The sequence below is a fragment of the Kitasatospora xanthocidica genome, from assembly GCF_014656195.1.
Classification (GTDB): Bacteria; Actinomycetota; Actinomycetes; order Streptomycetales; family Streptomycetaceae; genus Kitasatospora; species Kitasatospora xanthocidica.
Window position 1 is genome coordinate 73,592 of the sequence record NZ_BNBY01000009.1, and the last position, 19,322, is coordinate 92,913.

The 19,322-nt window shown below is 73.9% G+C and carries 17 protein-coding genes and 1 pseudogene; 7 read left to right on the forward strand and 11 right to left on the reverse strand.

All coding sequences use genetic code 11. The annotated features are described in order from the left end of the window. Positions 1-171 precede the first annotated feature (171 nt). The 3 genes from IE332_RS18285 (at position 172) to IE332_RS18295 (ending at position 3,498) form a co-directional block, all read left to right on the forward strand. Positions 172-1,527: an extracellular solute-binding protein gene (locus IE332_RS18285; RefSeq protein WP_189917463.1), complete on the forward strand. Its 1,356-nt coding sequence runs from the start codon at positions 172-174 to the stop codon at positions 1,525-1,527. A gap of 145 nt (positions 1,528-1,672) precedes the next feature. Beyond that, a complete protein-coding gene (locus tag IE332_RS18290; RefSeq protein WP_189917465.1) occupies positions 1,673-2,596 on the forward strand; it encodes a carbohydrate ABC transporter permease in 924 nt (307 codons plus the stop codon). A gap of 2 nt (positions 2,597-2,598) precedes the next feature. Then, complete coding sequence (locus IE332_RS18295; RefSeq protein WP_373313762.1) at positions 2,599-3,498, forward strand: carbohydrate ABC transporter permease; 900 nt, start codon at positions 2,599-2,601, stop codon at positions 3,496-3,498. Positions 3,499-3,570: 72 nt separating this feature from the next. Here the strand turns inward: IE332_RS18295 and IE332_RS18300 are convergent, their stop codons facing one another. Beyond that, positions 3,571-4,329, reverse strand: coding sequence for a VOC family protein (locus IE332_RS18300; protein ID WP_189917467.1), 759 nt, complete (start codon positions 4,327-4,329; stop codon positions 3,571-3,573). Between the two features lie 126 nt (positions 4,330-4,455). Continuing rightward, a complete protein-coding gene (locus IE332_RS18305) occupies positions 4,456-5,097 on the reverse strand; it encodes an alpha-ketoglutarate-dependent dioxygenase AlkB (RefSeq protein ID WP_189917469.1) in 642 nt (213 codons plus the stop codon). 177 nt (positions 5,098-5,274) lie between these two features. Between IE332_RS18305 and IE332_RS18310 the strand changes: the two genes are divergently transcribed. From IE332_RS18310 to IE332_RS18325, 4 genes are all read left to right on the forward strand, one after another. After that, a complete protein-coding gene (locus IE332_RS18310; protein ID WP_189917471.1) occupies positions 5,275-5,694 on the forward strand; it encodes an ester cyclase in 420 nt (139 codons plus the stop codon). 10 nt (positions 5,695-5,704) lie between these two features. After that, complete coding sequence (locus IE332_RS18315; protein WP_189917480.1) at positions 5,705-6,802, forward strand: LuxR C-terminal-related transcriptional regulator; 1,098 nt, start codon at positions 5,705-5,707, stop codon at positions 6,800-6,802. Between the two features lie 51 nt (positions 6,803-6,853). Then, a complete protein-coding gene (locus tag IE332_RS18320; RefSeq protein WP_189917482.1) occupies positions 6,854-7,471 on the forward strand; it encodes a hypothetical protein in 618 nt (205 codons plus the stop codon). Positions 7,472-7,576: 105 nt separating this feature from the next. Beyond that, the gene (locus tag IE332_RS18325; protein ID WP_189917484.1) at positions 7,577-8,095 is read left to right on the forward strand and encodes a universal stress protein; all 519 of its coding nucleotides are present in this window, start codon (positions 7,577-7,579) and stop codon (positions 8,093-8,095) included. A 33-nt stretch (positions 8,096-8,128) separates the two neighbouring features. Here IE332_RS18325 and IE332_RS18330 read toward each other — a convergent pair whose 3' ends face one another. From IE332_RS18330 to IE332_RS18365, 9 genes and pseudogenes are all read right to left on the reverse strand, one after another. After that, on the reverse strand, positions 8,129-9,763 hold the full coding sequence (locus IE332_RS18330) for an amidohydrolase (RefSeq protein ID WP_189917486.1): 1,635 nt from the start codon (positions 9,761-9,763) through the stop codon (positions 8,129-8,131). Further along, positions 9,760-10,701, reverse strand: a complete 942-nt coding sequence (locus IE332_RS18335; RefSeq protein ID WP_189917488.1) for a PaaX family transcriptional regulator — start codon at positions 10,699-10,701, stop codon at positions 9,760-9,762. The genes IE332_RS18330 and IE332_RS18335 overlap by 4 nt, the downstream gene beginning before the upstream one ends. A 149-nt stretch (positions 10,702-10,850) precedes the next feature. Continuing rightward, positions 10,851-11,609, reverse strand: a complete 759-nt coding sequence (locus tag IE332_RS18340) for a maleate cis-trans isomerase family protein (RefSeq protein WP_308437578.1) — start codon at positions 11,607-11,609, stop codon at positions 10,851-10,853. Positions 11,610-11,624: 15 nt separating this feature from the next. After that, a complete protein-coding gene (locus IE332_RS18345) occupies positions 11,625-12,518 on the reverse strand; it encodes a fumarylacetoacetate hydrolase family protein (protein ID WP_189917490.1) in 894 nt (297 codons plus the stop codon). A 65-nt stretch (positions 12,519-12,583) separates the two neighbouring features. Then, positions 12,584-13,705: a cupin domain-containing protein gene (locus tag IE332_RS18350; protein WP_189917492.1), complete on the reverse strand. Its 1,122-nt coding sequence runs from the start codon at positions 13,703-13,705 to the stop codon at positions 12,584-12,586. Then, positions 13,702-14,682: a carbon-nitrogen hydrolase family protein gene (locus tag IE332_RS18355; protein ID WP_189917494.1), complete on the reverse strand. Its 981-nt coding sequence runs from the start codon at positions 14,680-14,682 to the stop codon at positions 13,702-13,704. The genes IE332_RS18350 and IE332_RS18355 overlap by 4 nt, the downstream gene beginning before the upstream one ends. A gap of 75 nt (positions 14,683-14,757) precedes the next feature. Continuing rightward, the gene (locus tag IE332_RS18360; RefSeq protein WP_189917496.1) at positions 14,758-17,130 is read right to left on the reverse strand and encodes an oxidoreductase; all 2,373 of its coding nucleotides are present in this window, start codon (positions 17,128-17,130) and stop codon (positions 14,758-14,760) included. Positions 17,131-17,203: 73 nt separating this feature from the next. Then, a complete protein-coding gene (locus tag IE332_RS41015; protein WP_229928719.1) occupies positions 17,204-17,605 on the reverse strand; it encodes an acyl-CoA thioesterase in 402 nt (133 codons plus the stop codon). Between the two features lie 15 nt (positions 17,606-17,620). Then, a pseudogene (locus IE332_RS18365) lies at positions 17,621-19,231 on the reverse strand (AMP-binding protein); the annotation flags it as partial. Positions 19,232-19,322: the final 91 nt, after the last annotated feature.

Consider the following 19,322-nt stretch of genomic DNA (forward strand, 5'->3'; position numbering starts at 1 on the left):
CCCGCCTAACGTCCCTGCCATCGAGCAGGCGACGTCGCCCACCCGAGCGCTGCGGCCTGCCCCCACCCCACCACTTCACCCACCATCGGCCCCGGTCAGGGCCTGCTTCGACGCGCCCGCCCCCGGCGGCGCGCGTCCCGGCGGCAGCTGTCGGGAGGGGAGGTCTCCACCATGCGACCCATCGGACGGACCGCGGTGGCCGCGGTGCTCGCCGCCGGCTGCCTGGCCGCCACCGCCTGCGCCCCGGGCACCGCCTCGTCGGCGGGCGGCAGGGCCGGTGACGACCGGACCGGCACGCTGCAGGTCTGGCTGTACAACGAGGCGGGCAACGCGGCCAAGGAGGCCGTGATCGCCAAGGCCGTCAGCGAGTTCCACTCCTCCCACCAGGGCGTCACCGTCAACGTCAGCTACATCGACACCGACGCCTCGGCCCGCGCGGCCAAGATGAAGGGCGCCTTCAACGACCCCAACAGCGCCCCGGACCTGGTCGAGTTCGGCAACACCGACCTGCCCGGCTACGTCGCCGCCGGCGGCCTCGCCGAGATCGGCGCCGACCTGGACGCCTGGAAGGACAAGGGCGACCTCGACCCGGCGATCGCCAGGACCGCCGTGGTGGACGGCAGGACCTACGGCCTGCCCTGGTGGGTCGGCGTACGCGCGCTCTACTACCGCACCGACCTGTTCGCCGAGGCCGGGCTCACCCCGCCGACCTCGTACGCCGAACTGGTCACCGCCACCCGGAAGATCCACGCCGCGCACCCGGACACCTTCGGCATCGCGGTCGGCGGCAAGTACACCTTCGGCGCGCTGCCCTTCGTCTGGGACGCGGGCGGCGACATCGCGGCGAAGGACGGCGCGACGAAGGACGGTGCCGCCAAGGACGGTGCCGCCAAGGACGGTGCCGCGTTCAAGGCGGCCCTCGACTCGCCCGCCTCGCAGGCCGGGATCAGGCGCTACACCGACCTCTTCGGCGCCGACGGCTGTCCCGCCCAGCAGTGCGCGGACCTGACCGGCGGGAAGACCGTCGACCTGTTCGCCGCCGGGAAGTCGGCGATGGCGATCCTGCTCAACTCCAACCGCGGCAAGGTGGAGGCGGGCGCGGCCAAGGGCAGGTACGGCGTGGTGCCGCTGCCCGGCGAGAAGCCCGGCTCGGTCGCCCCGGCCTTCGCCGGCGGCAACAACCTGGGCGTCATGAAGGCGGCCAGGCACCGCACGCTGGCCGTCGAGTTCGCCGAGCTGCTGGCGAGCCCGGCGTACCAGGAGCAGATGTACGACGCGATGGGCAACCTGCCGACGCTCAGGTCCGTCAGCGGCAAGGTCGCGGCGAAGGACCCGTTCCTGAAGCCGTTCACCGACACCATCGCGGCCGGCACCAGGTTCGTCCCGCTCCACCAGGCCTGGGCGCAGATCGACGCCCAAGCGGTGATCCCGACGATGCTGCAGCAGGTCGTCACCGGCAAGGCGGACGTGGCCAAGGCCTCCGGCGACGCCGCGGCGCAGATCGACGCGGCCTTCGCCGGGCACTGACGACGGCTGGCGGTCGGGCGTGCCCCGCACCGTCGTGTGTCCGACGCTCACGCGCCTGACGGTCCCGCGCCTGACGGCCACCCACCTGACGGCCCCGCGCCTGACGCTCCCAGTCCCGGTTCGTCACAGAGAGCAGGTCCCGCACGTGTCCGCATCCACCACGGCACCCCCGGGCGGCCGGCGCCGTCGGCCCCCGTTGCTGCTGCTCCTGCCGGCCGCACTCGTCCTGATCCCGCTGGTCGCCTACCCGATCTACCAGCTCGGCCTGCTGTCCGTCCTGGACTTCGGGCAGGCCCAGGCGTCCGGCGGCGTGCCGACCTCCTTCGTCGGGTTCGGCAACTACGCCACGATCCTGGCGGACGAGCAGTTCTGGACGGTGCTGCTGCAGACCGTCGGCTTCGCCGCGTTCTGCGTGGTCGCCACCCTGGCCGTCGGCGCCACCCTCGCGGTGCTGCTCACCAAGGTCGGCCGATGGCCGCGGCTGCTGCTGACCACCGCGGCCGTCGCGGCCTGGGCGGCGCCGGCGATGACCGGTTCGACGGTGTGGAGCTTCCTGTTCGACACCAACCTCGGCCTGGTCAACCACACCCTGGAGCGGATCGGGCTCTCCGGCTTCCACGAGTTCAACTGGTTCTACGACAAGTGGACGGCGTTCCTGATCGTCGGCGCCGTGGTGGTGTGGCACTCCTTCCCGTTCGTGATGGTCACCCTGTACGCGGGCATCCGCGCCATCCCGGAGGAGGTCATGGAGGCGGCCGCGCTGGACGGCGCCGGCACCTGGACCACCTTCCGCCGGATCACCGCGCCGATGCTGCGGCCGATCCTGACCATCGTGGTGATCCAGTCGGTGATCTGGGACTTCAAGGTCTTCACCCAGATCTACGTGATGACCGAGGGCGGCGGCATCGCCGGCCAGAACCTGGTGCTCAACGTGTACGCGTACCAGAAGGCCTTCGCCTCCTCGCAGTACGGGCTGGGCGCGGCGATCGGCGTGATCATGCTGCTGATCCTGGTGGTCCCGACGGTCCTGTACATCCGCGGCCTGCGACGGACGGGGAACGAGCTGTGAACATCCTCCGCAACAGCCGCAACAGCCGCAACAGCCGCAACAGCCGCAACAGCCGCAACAGCCGCGGCCGGTGGCGGCTCGCGGCCGACACCGGCGCGGTCGTGGTGGCGCTGGTCACCGCCTTCCCGGTTTTCTGGATGGTGCTCTCGGCCTTCAAGCCCAAGGGCGAGGTGCAGTCGCTGGACCCGAAGCCCTGGACGGCCCACCCCACGCTGGAGAGCTTCCGCCAGGTGCTGAGCGTGGACGGCTTCGGCCGGTACTTCCTGAACAGCCTGGTGGTCGCGCTGTCGGTGGTGGTGCTCTCGGCGGTCGTGGTGTTCCTGGCCGCGGTGGCGGTGACCAGGTTCAGGTTCCGGTTCCGCACCACGATCATGGTGATGTTCCTGATCGCCCAGATGATCCCGGTCGAGGCGCTGACCATCCCGCTGTTCTTCATGTTCCGCGACGCCGGGCGGTTCGTCCCGGGCGTCGGGCTGAACACCCTGGCCTCGCTGGTCCTGGTGCAGTTGGCGTTCTCGCTGCCGTTCGGGATCTGGATGATGCGCGGCTTCGTCGCCGCCGTCCCGGTGTCGATCGAGGAGGCCGCGCAGATCGACGGCGCGAGCCGGACCCGCATCCTGTGGCGGATCCTGCTGCCGCTGGTGGCCCCCGGCCTCGCCGCGACCAGCGTGTTCTCCTTCATCGCGGCGTGGAACGACTTCGTCTTCGCCAAGACCTTCATCATCAGCGCCACCGACAACCAGACGCTGCCCTCGGCGCTGCTGGTCTTCTTCAAACCGGACGAGAACGACTGGGGCGGCATCATGGCGGCGTCCACGCTGATGACGGTGCCGGTGCTGATCTTCTTCGTCGCGGTGCAGCGCAAGCTGGTGTCCGGACTGGCGGGCGCGGTGAAGGACTGACGCGGTGAAGGCCCGGCGCGGTGGAAGACCGAGGCGGTGACGGACTGACCGGAGGACCGGTACCCGGTCGGCTCAGGCCGCCCGCGCGGACTCCCGGGACGGGACGGCGACCAGGACGAACACCGCCCCGGCGTCGTCCCGGACCAGTGCGGCGCGGCCGAACGGCGTCGGCCCGGGCCCGGTGAGGACGGTGCCGCCGAGGGCGCGCAGCAGGTCGGCGGCGCGGTCGGTGTCGGCGGTGCCGAAGTGGGCCAGCCAGCGCGCTTCGTCACCGGCACCGGACGGGCCGAGGCTGCAGGCCGGGAGGCCGCCGGCCCGGGCGAGGGAGTGGCCGGCCCGTGGCCGGTCGTAGGTGTAGCCGAAGACGCGGCGGTAGAAGGCGCGGGCGGCGTCGGGCTCGGGGGAGAGGTGCTCGTTCCAGGTGAGCGCACCGGGCTCGTCCACCAGGCCGGCCCCGTCGATGGCGCCCGCCTGCCAGAGGCCGAAGGGCGCGCCGAGCGGGTCCACGGCGAGCGCGGCCCGCCCCTGGTCGGGGACCTCGTACGGTTCGCGGGTGATCCGGCCGTCCGCGGCGCGGATCAGCGTGGCGGTGCGGCGGAGGTCGGCGCAGGCGAGGTGGGTGGTCCAGCCGACGGGCAGCGCGGGGTCCGGGGGTGGTCCGACGGCCGCGACCTGGGCGCCGTACCGGGTGGCGACCGCCTCGGCGGGGCCGGTCGGGACGAACTCCCAGTCGAACAGGGCGCCGTAGAAGCGCTGCGCCCCGGGGCCGTCCGGGGTCGTGAGCACGACCCAGCAGGGGACGCCCTCGTGGTACCTGCCCGGCTTCGGCATGCCGCCGCCCTCCTGCTGCCACTGGCCACAGCCACCGGCCCCCACCCGCCAGCCTCCGCGCCGGGCGGGGGCGCGGCAACCGGGGGCGGGGCAGCGAGTGGCGCGGCGGCCGAGCCGGTCCGGGGCTCAGGCCACGCCGTGCGGCCGGAACTGGATGCTGATCCGCGGCCCCACCGGGCGGGCGGTCTTGGGGATCGCGTGCTCCCAGGTGCGCTGGCAGGAGCCGCCCATCACCACCAGGTCGCCGTGCCCGAGCGGCCGCCGGACGACCGTCCCGCCGCCGAACCGCGGCCGCAGCGCGAGGGTGCGGGGCTCGCCGACGGAGAGGATCGCCACCATGGTGTCCTCGCGGGCGCCGCGCCCGATCCGGTCGCCGTGCCAGGCGACGCTGTCCCGGCCGTCCCGGTAGTAGCAGAGCCCGAGGGTGCGGAACGGTTCGCCCAGCTCGTCCGCGTAGTGCCGGCTCAGTGCCGTGCGGGCCTGCCCGAGCACCGGGTGCGGCGGTTCGGTGTCCGCCGGGTAGGAGGCCAGCAGGCGGGGGACGTCGACCGTCCGCTCGTACATCTCGCGGCGCTCGGCCCGCCAGGGCACGGTCGTGGCCAGCTGTTCGAACAGCTCGTCGGCGCCGTGCAGCCACCCGGGCAGGACGTCCAGCCAGGCGCCGTCACCGAGCTCCTGCCGGCGCAGGCCGACGAGCGGGCCGAGGCGGACGCCGTCCTGCTCCGCGTCGTCGAACAGCGAGGGCTGGAGGTGGAGGGTGCCGTGCATGGGGCCAGCGTACGCCCTCATTCGAACACCTGCTCGAAAATCTCGTCGCGATCGGCAGCGTACGGCCGGGGTACGGCCGGGGTACGGCCGGGGTGCGGCCGGGGCAACCGCCGGGGCTCCCGAAGACCCCAGACTTCTGGGGTACCGGCCGGGCCCGGCGGGTCGAAGACTGCGGGTATGGACACCATCGAACGGAACAAGAGCACGGTCACCGCGTTCATCGACGCGCTCTTCAGCAAGGGTGACCTGGGGGCCGTCGACGAATACCTCGCCGAGGACTTCGTCAACCACGACCCGCCGTTGGGCGGCGGCGCCGACCGTGAGGGGATGCGCCGGGCCGGAGCGCTGTTCCAGGCCGCGTGCCCCGACTGGCACAGCGACCAGGACCTGGTCATCGGGGAGGGTGACCTGGTGGTCGAGCACTTCACCGCGAGCGGCACGCACCGGGGCGAGCTGTTCGGTGTGGCTCCCAGCGGCCGACCGCTCAGTCTGCCCGGGATCAACATCTTCCGGGTCCGCGACGGGCGGATCGTCGAGCGGTGGGGCCGCCTCGACGAGCTCGGACTGCTGAGGCAGCTGGGCCTGGCGCAGGAGTAACGTCGGTCCCATGGCGGCATCACTGGTGGAACGCCGGACGGCCGGGCTCGTCGAACGCTGCTACGCCGGGTCGGACCCGGTCCGCTTCCGGGCGGACGTGGTGCCGCGCCTGCGGCGACTGGTCTCGGCCGAGGCGGTGTTCTTCGCCACCGTGGACCCCGCCTCCCTGCTGTTCACCTCCGCCGTCGCGGAGGACCCGCTGGCAGCCGAGACCGCCCGCTTCCTCGAGAACGAGTTCGGCCGGGCCGACGCCAACAAGTTCTCCGAGCTGGCGGGGGCCGCCGACCCGGTGGCCACGCTCGGCCGGGCGACCCGGGGCGACCTCACGGCCAGCCCCCGCTACCGGGAGATCATGGCGCCGCTCGGTCTCGGTGACGAGCTCCGGGTGGCCCTGCGGTACGGCGGGTGCTGCTGGGGCGTGCTGTGCCTGCACCGGGAACGGGCGGACACCGGTTTCGACGACGGGGACCTCACGGTGCTGCGGGCCGTCGCGCCGCACCTGGCCGAGGGGATCCGGCGCTCGGTCGCCCTCGGTCCGGCCGCCCTCGGTCCGGCCGGCGCGGGGCCGGCGCCGCCCCGGCCGGAGGTCCCCGGAGTCCTGCTGCTCGGCGTCGGACCGGCGCTGCTCTCCGCCAGCGGGGAGGCCCGCGAGTGGCTCGCCCGACTCGACCCGGCGGACTTCCCGCCCGGCGCCCAACTCCCCTTCGCCGTCAGCGCAGTGGCCGCGAGGCTGGCACGGCTCGACCACGAGCCGCCCGACCGGGTGCCGCCGCCGTCGGTCCGGGTGCGTGACCGCTTCGGCGAGTGGTGGAGCGTCCACGCCACCCGGCTCACCGGCCCGCCCCGGCCGCAGACCGCGGTGGTCGTCGAGCCCGCGCCGCCGCAACAGCGGTACTCCCTCCTGCTCAGCGCGTACGGGCTGAGCCCGGCGCAGACCCGGGTCGCCACCCTCGTCCTGCGCGGCCGTTCGACCCGCGAGATCACGGACGAACTGTGCATCTCGACGAACACCGTGCAGGAGCACCTCACCGCCGTCTTCGACCGGCTCGGCGTCCGCAGCCGCCGGGAGCTGGTCGCGCTCGCCTTGGCAGGGGGCGGCCCGGCCTGACCGGGTGGGCGTCGCGGGCGGGGGCCTGAAGGCAGGCCCTAGCCTGCCGGTATGGCGATCAACGGCTTCGGGATGACCGAGTTCCAGCTGGTGCTGCTGCGCCGGATGGCCGACTACCAGCCCGGGCTGGTGGAGGAGGCGGTGCGGCGGCTCGGGGCGACCAGGGGCTCGATGCGGGAGGCGAACAAGCGGTGGCAGGCGATGGTCAGGGCGCCCCGGTTCCCGCGCGGGGCGGCCCGGTTCACCGCCGTGCTCGGGCCGGCCGGGGCGAGTGTGCCGCGGCGGATCGGGGACCTCGCGTGCACCGCGCGCCAGTGGGAGCTGCCGCTCTGGCCCGAGCTGAGGTTCGAGGTCCTGCTGGGCCCGGCGGAGATCGGCTCGCCGGTGCTGAACGAGTGGCTGGTGCGGGCGGCCGGGGTGCCGCTGCCCGCGCTGCGCACGCTCGCCGATCTGCGGCCGTGGAGCTGTGTGGTGGGGGATGTGGGTGCGGCGTTCCCGGCCGCGGTGCCGCGCGAGGGGAGTGCGCCGACCCGGTTCCAGCTGGACTTCGGGGCGCCGGACGGCGCCGGGCGGGTGGGCCGGTGGACGGCGGACTTCACCTGGGGGCTGCTCCAGGAGGTTCGGCCGGTGGACGGTACGCCTGGCCACGGCGCGGGAGGGGTCGAGTGATGCAAGGAGATATTCAGTTAATGCCTTCGATTTGCAGGCAATAAAGGAAGCATGGCAGCATAATCGCAGTCACCTTGAAAGCCTGACATCGGAAAGCGAAGGATCATGTCGGACGGCGCTCGCGTCATCGTCGGAGTAACCGGTTCACTGCACAGCCTGACCGCCCTGCACCGGGCTGCCGAGGAGGCCCGGATCCGGCAGGCCGTCCTGGTCCCGGTGCTGGCCTGGACGCCGGTCGGCGGCGAGCGCAACTACCGGGCCCGGCCGTGCCCGCCGCTGCTCCGTGCCTGGCAGGACCTCGCCGACGCGCGGATGGAGCGCGCCCTGGAGCAGGCCTTCGGCGGGCTCCCGATCGGCGTGCCGGTGCGGCCGCTGGTCGTGCGCGGCGAGGCCGGGCCGGTGCTGACCGAGCTGGCCGACCGCCCGGGCGACCTGCTGGTGATCAGCACCGGCGAGCAGGGCGGCCTGCGCGCCCGGCTGCGCCGGCTGACGCGCCGCTCGGTCACCCGCCACTGCCTCGACCACGCCCGCGCCGGGGTGCTCGTCGTCCCGCCGTCCACGCTGCACGAGGACCTGCGCGCGCTGCACCGCGGCATCGACCTGCGGGAACTGGTCGCCGCCTGACCCTGCGACCCTCCCCTTCTGTCTGACTGGCAGTCAGGAGTTGTGAACAGTCCGGCCGTTGACCACCGTACGGCTGGGGAGGAGGTCGCGCAGCGCGTCCACCGGGCAGTCCAGCGGGTCGAGCGGCCACACCGTGAGGTCGGCGAACGCCCCCGGCCGCAGGCTGCCGCGGACGGTGTCCTCGCCGGTCAGCCGGGCCGCGTTGACGGTGTGCAGCGCGATCGCCTCGGCCCGGTCGATCCGGTGCTCGGGGCCGACCACCCCGGCCGTGGTGCCCCGGGTCGTCATGCCCCACACCGAGACCATCGCGCCGTACGGGCCGACCGGGAAGTCCGAGCCGCCGGTCAGCAGCGCGCCCTCGTCCAGCCACTCGCGCAGCGGGAACAGCGCGGCCGTGCGCTCCTCGCCCCAGGCCCGCTGCTGGGCGAGCGCACCGTCGTGCAGCAGCGGGTGCTGGACGGTCACCGGGATGCCGAGCGCCACCGCCCGGGCCCGCTGGTCCGGGCGGGCCAGGCCGCCGTGCTCCACCACCAGCGTGCCGGGCGCGAGGCCGGGGTGCCGCTTGAGCACCCGCTCGAAGACGTCCAGCAGGACGCGCAGACCGCGGTCGCCCCACGCGTGCACGCCGACCCGCCAGCCGCGCCGGACCACCCGGTCCACCGCTTCGAGCAGCTCGTCCGGCTCCCAGAGCAGTCGGCCGTGGTAGCACGGCTGCCCCTGGTACGGCTCCTCCAGCGCGCCCGCCTCGAAGCCGCCGTCGATGCCGAACTTGACGCCCCACAGCCGCAGTCGGTCGTCGTCGCGGCCGTCCGCGCGCCAGGCGTCCATCCGGTCCAGCAGGGCGTCCACCTGCTCGGGCGTGCGGGCCGCGAAGCCGGACACCAGCGCCCGGACCCGGACGGCGAGCGCGCCCTCGGCCCGGGCCGCGTCCAGCACGTCGAGGTCCTCGACCGGGACCAGACAGTCGCGGACGGTGCCGATCCCGGTGGCGGCGTAGTCGGCGGAGGCTGCGCGCAGCCCGTCGATCCGCTCGGCGAGGGTGGGGCTCGGCAGCACCCGCTCGACCGGCTCGACCGCCCGGTTGATCAGCCGCCCGGTGAGCCGCCCCCGCTCGTCGCGCTCGATCACGCCCCCGGGCGGGGCCTCGCTGGCGTCGGTGATCCCGGCCAGCCGCAGCGCGGCCGAGTTGAGCACCATGTTGTACGCGCCGCGGCGCACCAGTACGGGGTGGTCGGTGGTGGCGGCGTCCAGCTCCTCGGTGGTGGGCATCCGCTGCTCCGCCAGCAGCACCTCCTGCCAGTTGATCGTGGTCCGGATCCACTCCCCGGCCGGGGTCCGGGCGGCGCGCTCGCGGATCAGCGCGAGGAACCCGGCGAGGTCGCGGGCCCGGTGGACGGGCACCCCGTGCACGCTGTGGGCGGCCAGGACCAGGTGGGTGTGGGTGTCGTCGAAGGCGGGCAGCACGGTCGAGCCGGGGGCGTCCACGACCTCGGTGTCCGGGCCGATCAGGGCGTCCAGGCCGTCGGGCGCGGGGGAGAGCGCGGTGACCCGGCCGTCGGTGACGGCGATCGCGCGCCGCGGCGGCTCGCCGGGCACCAGCATGTGCACGGCGGCGGCGCGGATCAGCAGGTCGGCGGGGGGCTGGCCGGCGGGGGGCTGGGGGGTCATGACGGCTCCTGGGGGTGCTCCTGGGGGCGGGACAGACCGGTGACCTTCTCGACGTACCGCAGACTGGGCTCGGCGAGCAGTCCGTGCAACTCGGTGAAGACCGCGCGGGCCGGGACGGCGTTCCAGTCGGCGGGCAGCAGCTGCGCGGGCAGCCCCGGGTCCAGGTAGGGCAGGCGGCGCCACTGGGTGAGCATCGGGACGTAGGCGCGGAACGCCTCGGCGGGGTCGGGCCGGGGCGGTCGTCGCTCACCGGGTTCCCGGCGCTCACCGGTCGCCCTGGGCTCACCGGTCGCCCCGGGCTCACCGGTCGCCCTGGGCTCGCCGGGCTCCCTGAGCTGGTCGGCCACCGGGCGCCAGGCGTCGGTGAAGGCCGCGTACTGCGCCTCGATCGCCGGGAGGTCCCACCAACCCGCCACCGCCGTACGGAGGTCGGCGAAGCCCGCGTACTCGGCGGAGAGGAAGAGGTGCACGTAGGCGCTCAGCCCGAGGCGCTCCAGCAGCCGGCGGGCGTCCGGCAGCAGCCGGGCGGGGGCCAGCCAGACGCCGGGCGCGGCGTTGCCGAAGCCGAGCCAGCTCAGCCGGGACCGCAGCTGGTGGCGGTGGGCGCGCTCGGACTCGGGGACCGAGAAGACCGCCACCGCCCAGCCGTCGGCGAGCCCGGCGGGCTCCAGGCTGTGGAAGATCCGCCGGTCGCCCTCCTCGAACACCGGCTCCATCGCCGGGGCGAGCCGGTAGCCGGTCCCCGCCCGGCGCTCCTGGAGGAGGGTGCCGGCCTTCTTCAGCCGGGACGTCGCCGAGCGGACCGCCGGGCCGTCGACGTCCAGTTCGGCCATCAGCGCGATCAGGTCGGCGATCGATATCCAGCCGCCGAGGCGGCGGACGAACTCCCCGTAGACGGTGTGGATCAGCGAACTCGGCCGGGGCGTGCTCTCCGACATGCGTGGGCGCTCCTCCCCGGCGAATGGTGGTGCCCCGGCGGTCCGGTGGCGGGGTGCCCCCGTGAACCGGCGCGTGACCGGGCGACTGAACCGGCGCGTGAACCGGTGCCCCGGTGACCGCTGGTGATCATAGCCTCGGTCCCGGAGGTTCAGGCCTCCGCGTAGGCGCCGGAGAGCAGGTGCCCGGCCCCGGGCGCGACGGCGGGCAGGCCGAGCGCGCGCAGCAGCTGGTGGGTGGTGCAGATCGCGGCCGAGACCACCGGTTTGCCCAGCTGCTGCTCGGCCTCCTCGACGGCGGACAGCGAGGGCATCTGCACGCACGCGGAGAGCACCACCGCGTCCGCGTCGGCGTGGGCGAGGCCGCGGGCGATCGCGGGCAGCCGGGCCGGGTCGTGGGCGGCCACGTCGAGGTTGTCGGCGATCTCCAGGGCGGCGTGGTCGAGCACCTCGATGCCCTCCTCGGCGAGGTAGTCGACGACCGTCCGGGCCAGGGGCCGCAGGTACGGGGTGACCATCGCGACCTTCTTGGCGCCGAGCGTCCGCAGCCCGGCGACCAGGGCCCCGGCGCTGGTGACCACGGGCGCCGGCGCGCCGTTCTCCACGGTGCGCCGGTGCAGCCGCCGTTCGGCCTCGCGGTGGTAGCCGGGGCCGGTGGCCATCACGGCGACCAGGCAGGCGTAGCCGATCACGTCCACCCGGGCGTCCGAGAGTTCGGCGGCGCAGCGGTCGGACTCGCCGTCCATGGCCCGCAGTTGCTCGGGGGTGACCCTGGTCATCCGCATCCGGCTGGAGTGGAAGGTGAACCGCTCGGGGGCGACCGCCTCACGGGCCCGCAGCAGGGCGGGCACCTCGGTCTCCATGGTGACGTTGGAGCTCGGGACGATCTGGCCGATCCGGTACGGCGGCATCAGCGGGTGCTCCCTTCAGCGGGCGTCGATCACGGGGTTGGCGAGCGTGCCGATCCGTTCGATGGTGGCCTCGACCAGGTCGCCGGGCTGCAGGAACTGGGGCGGGACCATGCCGGCGCCGACGCCCGAGGGGGAGCCGGTGGAGATCACGTCGCCCGGTTCCAGGGTGACGCCGGAGGAGATGTCGGCGATCAGCCGGGCGACGCCGAACAGCATGTGGCGGGTGTTGGAGTCCTGCCGCGGTTCGCCGTTGACCCGCAGCGAGAGGTCGAGCCGCTGCGGGTCGGGGATCTCGTCGGCGGTCACCACGACCGGGCCGAAGGGCGCGTAGCTGTCCTGCCCCTTGGAGAAGAACCACTGCCCGGAGCGGCGCTGGTCGCGGGCGCTGACGTCGTTGACGATGCTGTAGCCGAACACGTGCCGCAGGGCGTCCCGTTCGTCGACCTGGAAGGCGGGTTCGCCGATCACCACGGCGAGTTCGCACTCCCAGTCGAGCTGCTTGGTGAGGTTCGCGTTGTGCCGGATGGGCTGGCCCGGGCCGGTGACGGCGGTGGACGGCTTGCCGAACAGCACCGGGCGGTCCGGCAGTTCGCGCTCGGTGTCCAGGGTGCGGTGCGACTCGGCCACGTGCTCCACGTAGTTGAGACCGACGCCGACGATCTTGCCGGGACGCAGCGGCGCGCGCAGCGTCACCTCGGCGAGCGGCCGGGTGGCCGGCGCCCCGGCGGTCAGTTCGCGTGCCGTGGCCAGGGCGGGCGCCCCGGCGCTGATCAATCCGAGGAGGTCGCCCGGCAGTTCGGCCCCTGCGGCGGTGGCGAGGGCGGTGAGGTCGGCGACCCGGTCCCCGGCGAGCAGCGCGCCGAGGCGCGGGGTGTCGTCGCCGTCGGCGCAGTAGGTCAAGAGGTGCATGGCGGTGGGTCTCCTGGTCGGGCGGTTCGGCGGGCAGGCGGGTAGGCGGTCGAGGGGTTGGGCGGTCAGCCGGTGGTGGTGGGCTGGTGCCCGTCGTGGTCCTGGTAGGCCTCCTCGCGGTACAGGCCGAGCGAGTGCGTCACCGGGAAGTCGTTGAAGGAGAACAGGCAGGCGTCCTCGCCCTGGTCGAGGTTCGCGTGCTCGTGCCAGGCCCAGGACGGGACGACGAAGATGTCCCCCTGCTGCCACTCGAAGCGCTGCCCGGCGATCACCGAGACGCCCCGCCCTTTGGCCGCCGTGTAGACCACCGAGCCGGTGTGCCGGTGGGCGCGGGTGGCCTGGCCCGGGCGCAGCAGTTGCAGGTGGGCGGCCATGGTCGGCATCACCGAGCCGCCGGTGACCGGGTTGGTGTACTCCATGATGACGCCGTCGTACGGTGATCCCTCGGTGGCGCGGGCCAGTCGGCACAGCGCGTGGTAGCTGGGCTCCCAGGGCCAGCCGAACAGCGGCGAGTACGGCCGGCTCCACTTCTCGGAGCCGTACGGCAGCAGGTTGCCGCCGTAGCTGAGCAGCGAGGAGTTCACCACCGGGCCGGGGCGCTGGTACAGCTCCGGGTGGACCTCGTAGAAGTTGGCGTCAAGCGTGTTGACCAGCGGGATGTCCAGGCCGTCCTGCCAGATCACCGGGGCGTCGTCGGACTCGTTCCCGTGTTCGTGCCAGGTGTTGTTGGGGGTGATCGCGAAGTCGCGCGGGCCGACCTTGAGCCGCTGGCCGTCCACGACGGTCCAGGCGCCGTTGCCCTCGTGGACGAAGCGCAGCGCGGAGGCCTGGTGGCGGTGCGCGGTCATCGCCTCGCCGGGGCCCATGATCTGCAGACCGGTGTACAACAGGCCGACCGCTGCGCTCAGTTCGCGGCGGCCGGGGTTCACCAGCATCACCACCCGGCGGCCGGCGTCATCGGCCTTCACCAGGGGCAGCGCCTTGCGCACCAGCGGGCGCAGCTCCGTGTAGCGCCAGAGCACCGGCACGGACTTGGGCCGCGGGTACCAGGGCTCGATCTCGTTCGCCACGGTCCACAGCGCACCGGCCTCGTGCTTGGCCAACTCCTCGTAGTAGGCGAGCAGTTCGGGGCTGTCGGGGACGCGGGCCCGGCCGATCCGGTCGTCGTCGTGACTGCTGTCGGTCATGACTCCTCCTCCTCTTCCTCGGGGAACACCAGGGGCCGCAGCGGGCGGTCGTTCACGTGCAGCCGGAAGACGTCGAAGCGGTTGTAGTGGCCGACGATGTCGTGCATCTGCTTGGGCTGGATGCAGCGGCCGAGGTCGATCTCGGCGTAGACGATGCCCTCCTCGTCCACCAGTGGCTCGGTGACGGCGCGGCCGTCGGGGCCGAAGATCCCGGAGAGGGCGTTGCGGGGGCGGGAGAGCTGCTTGCGGATCTGCGGGTCGTCGCCGGCGATCTCGTCCACGATCTCGGGCGAGATGGTGGAGCAGGAGACGACGGTGAACAGCTTGCCCTCGAAGCAGTGGGCGGCGGCGCGCAGGGCGATGGCCTCGGCCATGTCGTAGTCCTCCGGGGCCACCGGCAGGGCGATGTAGGCGGCGGCGTGGACGAGTTCGCCCTGGGCCAGCAGGGTGAAGCGGGCCAGCGTGTTGGTGTTCTCGCCGCAGGCGAGCGCGCCGAGCGGCCCGACCTTGGTGCGGTGCACCTTGAGGGTGCTGCCGTCGCCCTGGGTCCAGGTCAGCTTCTCGGCCCAGGTCGGCACCAACTTGCGGTGGACGCTCAGCAGTTCGCCGTCCGAGTCGATGATCAGCAGGGTGTTGTGGAGCACCCCGAGGCTGTGCCGGCCGCGCTCGTTGACGCCGATCACCAGCACCACGCCGGCCTGCCGGGCGGCGGCGCGCAGGGTGTCGACGTACGGACCGGGCACGTCCACGGCGGCCCGGTAGAGGCGCTCGTACCAGGGCGAGCCCTGCAGCGGGGTCATCGTCCAGTTCCAGTACGGGTAGCCGGGCACGAAGACCTCGGGGAAGACCACCAGTTCGGCGCCGTGCCCGGCCGCCTCCTGGATCAGCGCGACGGCCTTGTCGACGGTGGCGGCCGGGTCCAGGTAGACGGGGGCGGCCTGGACGGCGGCGGCGGTGAAGCGGCGCAGGTGGGGCATGTGCTCAGCACTCCTCGGTGCTCGTCACTGCTCGGTTCTCGTCTCTCCTCGGTCCGCGTCGGTCCTCGGTCCTCGTCACTCCTCGGGCGGGGTCGCCGACCAGCGGCGGTGGACGGGGGCGGGCGGCTCGCGCAGCAGGTGCAGCCGTGGGGCGACCCGGTCGGTGCCCGGGCCGGGCGGCTTGCGGCTGCCCGCCCGCCAGGGTTCGGGCCAGTGGATGCCCGGCCCGGTGTAGCCCCGCTCGGCGGCCGCGTGCAGGGTCCAGAGCGGGTCGTACAGCTGGGCCCGGCCGACCGCGACCAGGTCGGCCCGCCCGGCCAGCAGCACGGAGTCGGCGTCGTCGGCCCCGGAGATCGCGCCGACCGCGACGGTCGGCAGTCCGGTGGCGGTGCGGACCAGCTCGGCGAAGGGCGTCTGGTAGCCGCGCCCGTACGGCGGCCGCTGGTGCGCCACCACCTCGCCGGTGGAGACGTCCACCGCGTCCGCCCCGGCCTCGCCGAGCGCCCGGCAGACCGCCACCGCCTCGGCCTCGGTGGTACCGCCGGGCGCCCAGTCGCAGGCCGAGATCCGCACCAGCAGCGGCTTGCCGGCCGGCCAGGCGGCACGCACCGCCGCCAGCACCTCCAGCGGCAGCCGCAGCCGGTGGGCGAGCGGGCCGCCGTACTGGTCGGTGCGGCGGTTGGTCAGCGGGGAGAGGAAGGAGGAGACGAGGTGCCCGTGGCCGAACTGCAGCTCCAGCACGTCGAAACCGGCCCGCGCCGCCCGCTCGGCGGCGGCCGCGAAGTCGGCGGTGACGGCGGCCAGCTGGATGTGGTTGGCCTCGTGCGGCACCGGACTGCCGGCGTCCCAGGGGATCGCCGAGGGGGCGAGCAGCGGCCAGCCCTCGGCGAGCGGGCGCCCGATGCCGTCCGGCCCGGGGACGGCGGTGGCGCCCCGGCGCCCGGCGTGGGTCAGCTGGATGCCGAGCGGGGTGTCGCTCACCGCTCGTACGGACCGGACGAGTTCGCGCCAGGCGGCCTCCTGGTGGTCGCTCCACAGGCCCGGGCAGTGGTCGGTGGCCCGGCCCTCGGGGGTGACGGCGGTCATTCCGGCGAGGACCAGCCCGGCGCCGCCGAGCGCGTGCCCGGTGAGCTGGGCCCGGTCGAAGGCGCTGGGCAGCGCGTCCGGGGAGGTGAAGGTCGCGAGCGGCGGCACCACGACGCGGTTGCGCAGCTCCAGCGCGCCCAGCTTCAGCGGCCGGAACATCGGCGGCACCCCGGGCGAGCCGCCGAAGGCGGTGTCCACCGCGTCCACGAAGCCGGCGTCGCGGGCCCGCAGGTTGTCGTAGGTGACCCGCCGGCTGCGGGTCAGCAGGTTGAAGGCGAACCGGTCGATGTCCTGCCCGGTGCGCCGGTCGACGGTCTCGAACCACTCCAGGCTGGCCTGCGCGGCCCGCTGGGTGGACTCCACCACCGGGCGCCGCTCGGCCTCGTAGGCGGCCAACGCCTCGGCGGTGGTGGGCTGTTCGCTCAGTGCGGCGGCCAGGGCGAGGGCGTCCTCCAGGGCCAGCTTGGTGCCGGAGCCGATCGAGAAGTGCGCGGAGTGCGCGGCGTCGCCGAGCAGCACCACGTTGCGGTGGTGCCAACTCGCGTTCCGTACCGTGGTGAAGCGGATCCAGCGGGAGGCGTTCGGGATCAGCCGGTGCCCGTCCAGGTGGCCGGCGAGCAGTTCGGCGCAGCGCCGCACGCTCTGCCCGTCGCTCTCGCCGCGCGCGAACTCCCGTGCGGCGAAGGCCTCGAAGCCCGCCCGGCGCCAGGCGTCCTCGGCGATCTCGACGATGAAGGTGGAGCGGGTGGTGCTGTACGGGTAGGCGTGCACCTGCAGCACGCCGAAGTCGAACCGCTCGACGATGAAGGTGAAGGCCTCGAAGACCCTGTCGGTGGCGAGCCAGATGTAGCGGCAGTGCCGTTCGTCCGTGGTGGGACGGAACGCCTGCGACCAGGCCGCCCGGGTGCCGGAGTGGATGCCGTCGGCGGCCACCACCAGGTCGTACTCGGCGGCGAGCCGCTCGACGGGCGGCGCGGGGGTGCGGTAGCGCACGTCCACCGCCAGTTCCTCGCAGCGCTGCCGCAGGACGGCGCGCAGCCGGTTGCGGTCCAGGGCGGCGAAGCCGTGGCCGCCGCTGGTGCGGACCCCGCCCGCGTAGCGGACGTCGATGTCGCTCCAGTGGGCGAACTCGGCGCTGATCGCGGCGAAGACCCGCGGGTCGGCCTCGGCGATGCCGTCCAGGGTCTCGTCGGAGAAGACCACGCCGAAGCCGAACTCGTCGTCCCGGCCGTCCCGTTCGAAGACGGTGAGCTCCCGGTCCGGCGCCAGCTGCTTGGCCAGGGCGGCGAAGTAGAGCCCGCCGGGGCCGGCGCCGATCACCGCGATGCGACGGGCCGGAGCGCCGCCCGGCGCGGTACTCATGCGCCCGCCTCGCAGCGCTCGGCAGGGGCATTCGCCCATACGCACCTTTCGATGGTGTGCTCGCTGCGCTTGCTCACGTCACCACCTCCGGCTGCTGCGGCCCGGCCTCGCTCAGCGCCCGGCGCACCCGCGCGGGCCAGGGCTCGGCACCCTCGGCGTGCGGTGCGGCGTGCACCACCGACATCCGGCCGCTCGCGGCCAGGCCGTGCGGGCCGTGCACCTCGAAGGCGTAGTGCAGCGAGGAGCCGCCGACCCGGTCCACCCGCAGCTCGGTGCGGACCACGTCGCCGAACCAGAGCCGCTCGCGGTAGTCGGCCTCGAAGTGCACCCGGGGGATCCGCCCGAACAGCTCCGCCAGCCCGAGCCGGCGCAGCAGCGCCGCCTCCGCCGCCTCGGCCCAGCGCTGCACGGCGGAGAAGTGGTAGTGCCCGGCCGCGTCGGTGTCGGACCACTCGACCCGGCGCTCGATCGTCACGCTGGCCGGGGCCAGCGAGGCCCGTCGCCGCAGCTCGGCGCGGTGCAGCTTGCCGGTGGCGGTGCGCGGCAGCTCGGTGACGAACTCGACCACCCGCGGGTACTTGTACGGGGCGATGGCGCGTTTGACGTGCTCCTGGAGGGCGCGTGCCGTCTCCGGCCCGGCCGGGATGCCCGGGCGCGGCACCACGTACGCCTTGACCACGGTGCCGCGCCGCTCGTCCGGCGCGCCGACCACCGCGCAGTCGGCCACGTCGGGGTGGGCGGCGAGCGCCTGCTCCACCTCGGGTCCGGCGATGTTGTAGCCGGCCGAGACGATCATGTCGTCGTTGCGCGCCTGGTACCAGAAGTAGCCCTCCGGGTCGCGGACGTAGGTGTCGCCGGTGAGGTTCCAGCCGTCCCGGACGTAGCTGAGCTGGCGCTCGTCGTCCAGGTAGCGGCAGCCGGTCGGGCCCTTGACGGCGAGCAGCCCGGGTTCGCCGTCCGGCACCGGGCGGCCCCGGCCGTCCAGGACTGCGGCGCGGTAGCCGGGCACGGGCTTGCCGGTGGAGCCGGGGCGGACGGCCTCGTCGGCGGCCGAGATGAACACGTGCAGCAGCTCGGTGGCGCCGATGCCGTCGATCAGCCGCTGTCCGGTGGCCGCGTGGAAGGCCCGCCAGACGGCGGCGGGCAGCGGTTCGCCCGCCGAGACGCAGCGCCGTACGCCGGCCAGCCGGTCGGCCAGTCCGGCGGCCAGGATCGCCCGGTAGGCGGTCGGCGCGGTGAACAGCACGCTCACCCGGTGCTCCCGGACCCGCTCGGCCAGCTGCTCGGGGGTGGCCTGTTCCAGCAGCAGGCTGGCGGCGCCGGCCCGCAGCGGGAAGACCAGCAGGCCGCCGAGGCCGAAGGTGAAGCCGAGCGGCGGGGTGCCGGCGAACAGGTCGTCGGGGGTGGGGCGGAGCAGGTGGCGGGAGAAGGTGTCGGCGTTGGCGAGCACGTCGCGGTGGAAGTGCAGGGTGGCCTTGGGGCGGCCGGTGGTGCCGGAGGTGAAGGCGATCAGCGCGACGTCGTCGGCGGCGGTCGGGACGGCGGTGAAGCCGGGCGGTACGGCGGCGCAGCGGGCGGTGAGGTCCTCCGGACCGCTGCCGCCGTAGGGGAGGATCCGCAGGCCCGGGGTGCGGGCCCGCCGCAGTTCGTCCAGGAAGCGGTGGTCGCACAGGGCGAGGACGGGCCTGGCGACGGAGGTCAGCTCGGTCAGTTCGGTGGCGCGCAGCAGCGGCATGGTGGTGACGACGACCCCGCCGGCCTTCAGTACGCCGAGCCAACAGGCAGCCAGCCATGGGGTGTTGGGGCCGCGCAGCAGTACCCGGTTGCCGGTGGCGAGGCCGAGCTGCTCGGTCAGCAGGCGGGCGATCCGGTCGGCGTGGTCGCGCAGTTCTCCGTAGGACCACTGCTCGGTGGGGGTGAGCAGGCAGCGGCGGTCCGGTCCGAGGCGGTCGATGGTGTCGTCGAGTAGGGCGGCGGCGCAGTTCAGTCGGTCGGGGTAGGCCAACTCCGGTAGGTCGAAGAGGAGTTCTGGCCACTGCTCGAAGGGCGGGAGGTGGTCTCGGCAGAACGTGTCCACATGCGCCGAGGGGGAGAGCTCCATGGGCGGGCACCTCATCGTGCGAGCGGGAGTGAGGCCAGTATGGCGTGCTCGTGACGCCAGTCAAGAGAGCGATACATGCATTCGGGCGACG